Annotated in this window: 4 protein-coding genes; 3 read left to right on the forward strand and 1 reads right to left on the reverse strand. The window is 32.0% G+C overall.

What is annotated here, in order from left to right:
- Positions 1-190 precede the first annotated feature (190 nt).
- Positions 191-1,111: a phosphate acyltransferase gene (locus tag KPL44_RS24750; protein ID WP_216256033.1), complete on the forward strand. Its 921-nt coding sequence runs from the start codon at positions 191-193 to the stop codon at positions 1,109-1,111.
- A 279-nt stretch (positions 1,112-1,390) separates the two neighbouring features.
- Positions 1,391-3,337 carry an FUSC family protein gene (locus KPL44_RS24755; protein WP_216256034.1) on the forward strand — a complete coding sequence of 649 codons (1,947 nt, stop codon included), beginning with the start codon at positions 1,391-1,393 and terminating at the stop codon, positions 3,335-3,337.
- Positions 3,338-3,488: 151 nt separating this feature from the next.
- Here the strand turns inward: KPL44_RS24755 and KPL44_RS24760 are convergent, their stop codons facing one another.
- Positions 3,489-4,514, reverse strand: a complete 1,026-nt coding sequence (locus tag KPL44_RS24760) for a LacI family DNA-binding transcriptional regulator (RefSeq protein ID WP_216256036.1) — start codon at positions 4,512-4,514, stop codon at positions 3,489-3,491.
- Positions 4,515-4,821: 307 nt separating this feature from the next.
- On the opposite strand from KPL44_RS24760, the gene KPL44_RS24765 reads away from it, so the two are divergent.
- The coding region (locus KPL44_RS24765; RefSeq protein ID WP_216254214.1) for a hypothetical protein at positions 4,822-5,163 on the forward strand (342 nt) is incomplete at its 3' end.

Below are 5,163 nucleotides of genomic sequence, written 5' to 3' on the forward strand. Positions count from 1 at the left end.
TAATGAGTTATTTGAAGCTGCAGAAAAGGATGCTAAAGACAAATACAAAAAATATAACAAATTGGCAACTAGCGGAATTTAGAAAATAGATTAAATTTAATAAAAAAATATTAATGGTTGGAGCTAGAGCTCTAATCATTAATATAAATTTTAAGATTATCTTAAATACATAATAAAGGAAGAGATAAATATGATTACATCATTTAAACAATTAAAAGAAATGTTGGCTGGACATTCAAAAAAAAGACGTATAGGAGTAGTTGTAGCCCAAGATGAGCATACATTAGATGCAGTGATTAGGGCAGCTAAGGATGGATTAGTATGGCCAGTATTACTAGGGGATGCCCCATTAATTAAAGAACTATTAGCCAAGTTTCAATGTTCAGAGGACATAGTTGAAATAATAGATATTAAGTCTCCGGAGGATTGTGGACTAAAGGCTGCTGAAATGGTACGAGATGGTAAACTTGATTGTATTATGAAAGGCAAAATACTGACTGGAGCTCTTATGAAGATACTTGTTAATAAGGAACATGGTATTAGAAAAAACGATACTATGTCACTGATAGCTTTTATTGAATCAGCTTATTATCATAAGATTTTGGGAATAACTGATGTTGGGCTACTTACGTATCCAAATTTACTACAGAAGAAAGAAATGATAGAAAATGCTAAAGACGCATTTTCAGCGTTAGGAATAGAAAATCCTAAGGTTGCTGTTTTAGCTGCAGTAGAAACGGTTAATCCTAAAATGCCAGAAACTATTGATGCTGATGAACTTAAAAGGATGAATAAAGAGGGAATTATAACACAATGCATTGTTGAAGGTCCAATATCATATGATTTAGCAGTTGATAAATCTGCGGCTCAGGTTAAAGGTTATGATAGCCCAGTTAGTGGAGACGTTGATATTTTGGTGGTACCAAATATTGTAGCAGGAAATCTTCTTGTTAAAGGATTAACTTGTACTGGTGGTGCTAAAACTGCTGGTGTAGTAATGGGCGCTATGGTTCCAGTAGTTATTACATCGCGCTCGGCCACAGTAGAAGATAAGTATATGTCTATAGTTCTTTCGGCTTTGGTAGGAAGTAAGAAAGAAAAAAGAATATAATGCAAAAAAATATAGAAGATTTGCGATAAATCTAGGATCCACATCTAAGAAGACAAAGGAGTATAATGGTAAAACAGTTTCTGATGCTTTGATATAATTAATTATGGATATGTAGTTAGGTTTGTGTTAAAAACAGATTTAGCTACATATTCTTTTCTATAAAAAGTGAGTTAATTCTAAGGTTAAATGAATCATTTAAAAAGATAATGGACTTAAGTAAATAATTAACATAAACTTTACAAAAAATCAAGTGATAAATTATAAGGAAGAGGGCTATATATGTTAAAAAAAGATAAGCAAAGGTCCGTATTTTTATTTGTTTTTAATACTTTATTAACTACAATAAAACAAACATTAAAAATTAATAAGACACCATCATCATGGCAAAAAGCAATAGGGGCAGCTATATGTGCAGGATTTCCACTGATTATTGGTATATTAGTAGGGCAATTGAATATGGGACTACTTGGTGTAATCGGAAGTTTTACGTATCTATATGTTTTTAATGAACCATATGCAGAACGCTCAAAAAAAATATTTTTTGTTGCAATTGGTATAAGTTTTTCAGTTGCACTAGGTACTTTAGTAGCACCTTATCCGATACTTGTTGTTTTACTAGTGGGGTTAATTGGAACAACATCGACTTTCATATTTGGCGTGATTAGGATACCAGGTCCCGCGGCTTTATTTTTTGTGCTAAGTTTCGTAATGACTACTGGAATGCCCATAAATCCGTCATTAGCAGCTATCCGGACTGCCATAGTACTTATGAGTGGATCCTTTGCATGGATAATTAGTATGATAGGGTGTTTTTTTAATCCACATGGTCCTGAAGTAAAGGCTGTTAAAGAAGTTTATTTAGCCTTAGTGGCTTTTAGTGAGGCTATTGGTAGTGAAAATATTAATAGTGTACGACAACGTACTGTTAATGCCTTAAAGGAGTCAGAGCAAACCCTTTTAAAGGGGTACATTTCTTGGAAGAATTCATTATTATTTAATAAATTATCCCTTTTAAATGATCAAGCCAACATGTTGTTTTTAGAAATGCTTGAATTGTACAATGGAGAGACAAAGTTACCAAAGGAACTTTGTGAGATGATAAGAAAATTATCTATGGGGATTAAATTAAATGACGGAGAGAAAATTATAATAGATCAACTACCTAAGGAAATAGATCAAAATTATCATGATTTCTTAGATATAATTTATGATACTGAGGCTATTATTAATTTACCGTTAATATATATTGGTCATGGAATCAAAATTTCAAAACCTTCATTAAGGATGAAATTTATTAAAGCTTGTGATAAGGATTCAATAGTGTTTATTAATGCAATTAGATTTGGAATAGTTCTTTCTATATCAACCATTATAGCTTTTTATTTTCCATTTAATAGACCCTATTGGATTCCTTTATCGTGTACGTCTGTTATGCTTGGGTCAACGATTATGTCCACATTTCATCGTGCAATTCAGCGTGCATGTGGTACGATTATTGGATTAATGTTAGGCATTAATATTTTAAAATTGCAGCCTGAAGGATATATGATAGCTATAATTATAGTCTGTTTAACAATTTTAGTAGAACTCTTAATTGCCAAAAATTTTGGGTTATCAGTTGTGTTTATTACTCCAATTACATTGCTTTTAGCATCAGTATCTAATGCACATACCGTTATATATTTCGCTAAAGCGCGTATTACAGATATATTGATTGGATCCTTAATTGGATTAATTGGAACTTATATTATAGGCCGCCGTTCAGCCTCTAGTCGATTACCAGGGCTAACTGCAAAATTAATCCGTAATCAGTCTCAATTATTGGTTCAGTTAACATCCAATAGAGGGCCCGATATTAGTGATTGTACAAAATTTATAAAAGAAAAAATGCAAATAAATCTCATGAATTTCAAAATGGCATATACCACAGCATTGGGTGAAATTCCTAATAACCAGGAAATGCTTGAATTAATGTGGCCAACGGTTTTTTCTACTGAGCATGTTTGTTATTTACTTGACACCTGTTGTGCGAAAAAGGGATACTTAAACTTGGCGGATGAAAAATTAGCGCAATTATTACAAGTGTTTGAAAAAATGGCAACGGCTATTGAACAAAAACAAGTAATACAAAATAAAAATGTTGCTATTTTAAATGGAAAATCAAATATTTGCCTAGAAATTAAGTTACTACAAGATGCCATAATTGCAAATAGTATTCATATATAATTAAAGCGCCAAAATGTCTTTTGATTTTCTTACCTAACATAAAAATACCCACAATCATAGTTTTATTATCCTACAATTGGGGGTATTTTTACAATGTCTGTATTTAGTGGCTCAGTTCATCACTTAGTGGGGGTATTTTTTATTTTGAACTTTATGGACGACAAGAATCTCTAAATAGTAATTTAGATTCATGTACTTTGTGTACTGGCTCTGTAATATTATTTTTTAATATATTATAGATAATATTCATACAGTCAGCTGCCATTTTCTTTGAAGGTAGTGATACAACTGTAATAGGAGGCGTTGAGTACGCTGTAGTGTCAGGACTTAACATACCAATTGCAATAATTTCTAAATCTTCAGGAATATGTGTACCTTCCTTGTTAAATATATGTGCTGCCCCTAAAGCTAAAAAATCTGAATCGCAAAATAAGGCATGTGGTCTGTTTTCTAAGGTAAGAAATTTTTTAGCAGCTAAGACCCCTCCCTCGTAAGAGTTTTCGGATTTAATAATAAAAATATCTTCTATTTCAATATCCAATTCTTTGCAAGCACTTATAAAACTTTTTGTTCTAATATTCATTGCTAAAAATGGAGTTTCAACAGTAATAATTGCAGCACGCTTATGGCCTTTTACTGCAAAAAGTTTAGCTGCTTTATAAGCTGCATCGTCGTTATCATTACAAACTGTAAAATATTTATCTGAGTTACGGTTAAATAATATTATTGGCATTTGTGGTTTAATGTTTTCTAGGTATTCCATATCTTTATAAGATGTGCCGCCAATAATTGCAGCACTAAATTTGTTTTTGCTAAGTATCCCGGATTCAGCACTAAGTTTATCATTTTCATATGCAGAAACAACTATATCGCAATCATAATTGAGTCTTTTGGTTTCCTCTCGAATTCCTATCAAAATGTTGACTAAGAATGATGCCCTATAGTCCAAAGGCCAATACAGGGATATTGTAGGCTTATTACTTTCAGAACTTCGGAGTCTTCGAGCGGCCATATTTGGCTGATATCCTAAGATGGTTATTGCGTTCGTAACCTTTTCGTAAGTCTGTGGAGCCACTTTTCTTTCTTCAGGCTTACTATTCAATACGATGGATACCGTCGATATAGATACTCCAGATAATGTAGCTACGTCTTTTATTGTTGGCATTTTAACTTTCATTCCCCTCTATGTGCTCAAGGCACAAGTTAATCATACCAAATTTGGGACTTTTTTTCTACATATTTTTATTATTTTATAGAATTTTAATTTAAATATTATTTTAATTAAAAAATGCTCTACTAAAACGTTCTAGTAGTAAGAAGAATAAAATATAATATATTAATAAATTGACAAAACGTTGTATATAAATATTTAAAAAGTTATATTGACAAAACAAAAAAGAAGATATATTATATTATTATAACGTTCTACTAAAACGTTTTAGTGATTAATGTAAAGGTTTAGACTCAAAGGAGGATTTATATAAATGAGTAAATTGAAAAAAACTATGGATGGTAATGAAGCAGCGGCATATGTATCATATGCTTTTACGGAAGTGGCTACTATATATCCAATAACACCATCATCGCCAATGGCAGAATATGTTGATCAGTGGTCAGCTAATGGTAAAAAAAATATTTTTGATCAAAAAGTGAAACTCGTTGAGATGCAATCAGAAGGAGGAGCGGCTGGTGCAATGCACGGTTCACTTGAAGGAGGAGCATTAACTACTTCTTATACAGCTTCACAAGGTTTGCTTTTAATGATACCTACAATGTATCGTATTGCAGGTATGCTTAAGCCATCAGTAATACACGTTGCAGCACGT

It is taken from the genome of Clostridium sp. DSM 17811 (genome assembly GCF_018861905.1).
GTDB lineage: Bacteria > Bacillota > Clostridia > Clostridiales > Clostridiaceae > Clostridium_AD > Clostridium_AD frigoriphilum.

Coding starts and splice junctions, on each gene's coding strand:
- KPL44_RS24750 (WP_216256033.1), top strand. CDS start 191: ATGATTACATCATTTAAACAATTAAAAGAAATGTTGGCTGGACATTCA.
- KPL44_RS24760 (WP_216256036.1), bottom strand. CDS start 4,514: ATGAAAGTTAAAATGCCAACAATAAAAGACGTAGCTACATTATCTGGA.
- KPL44_RS24755 (WP_216256034.1), top strand. CDS start 1,391: ATGTTAAAAAAAGATAAGCAAAGGTCCGTATTTTTATTTGTTTTTAAT.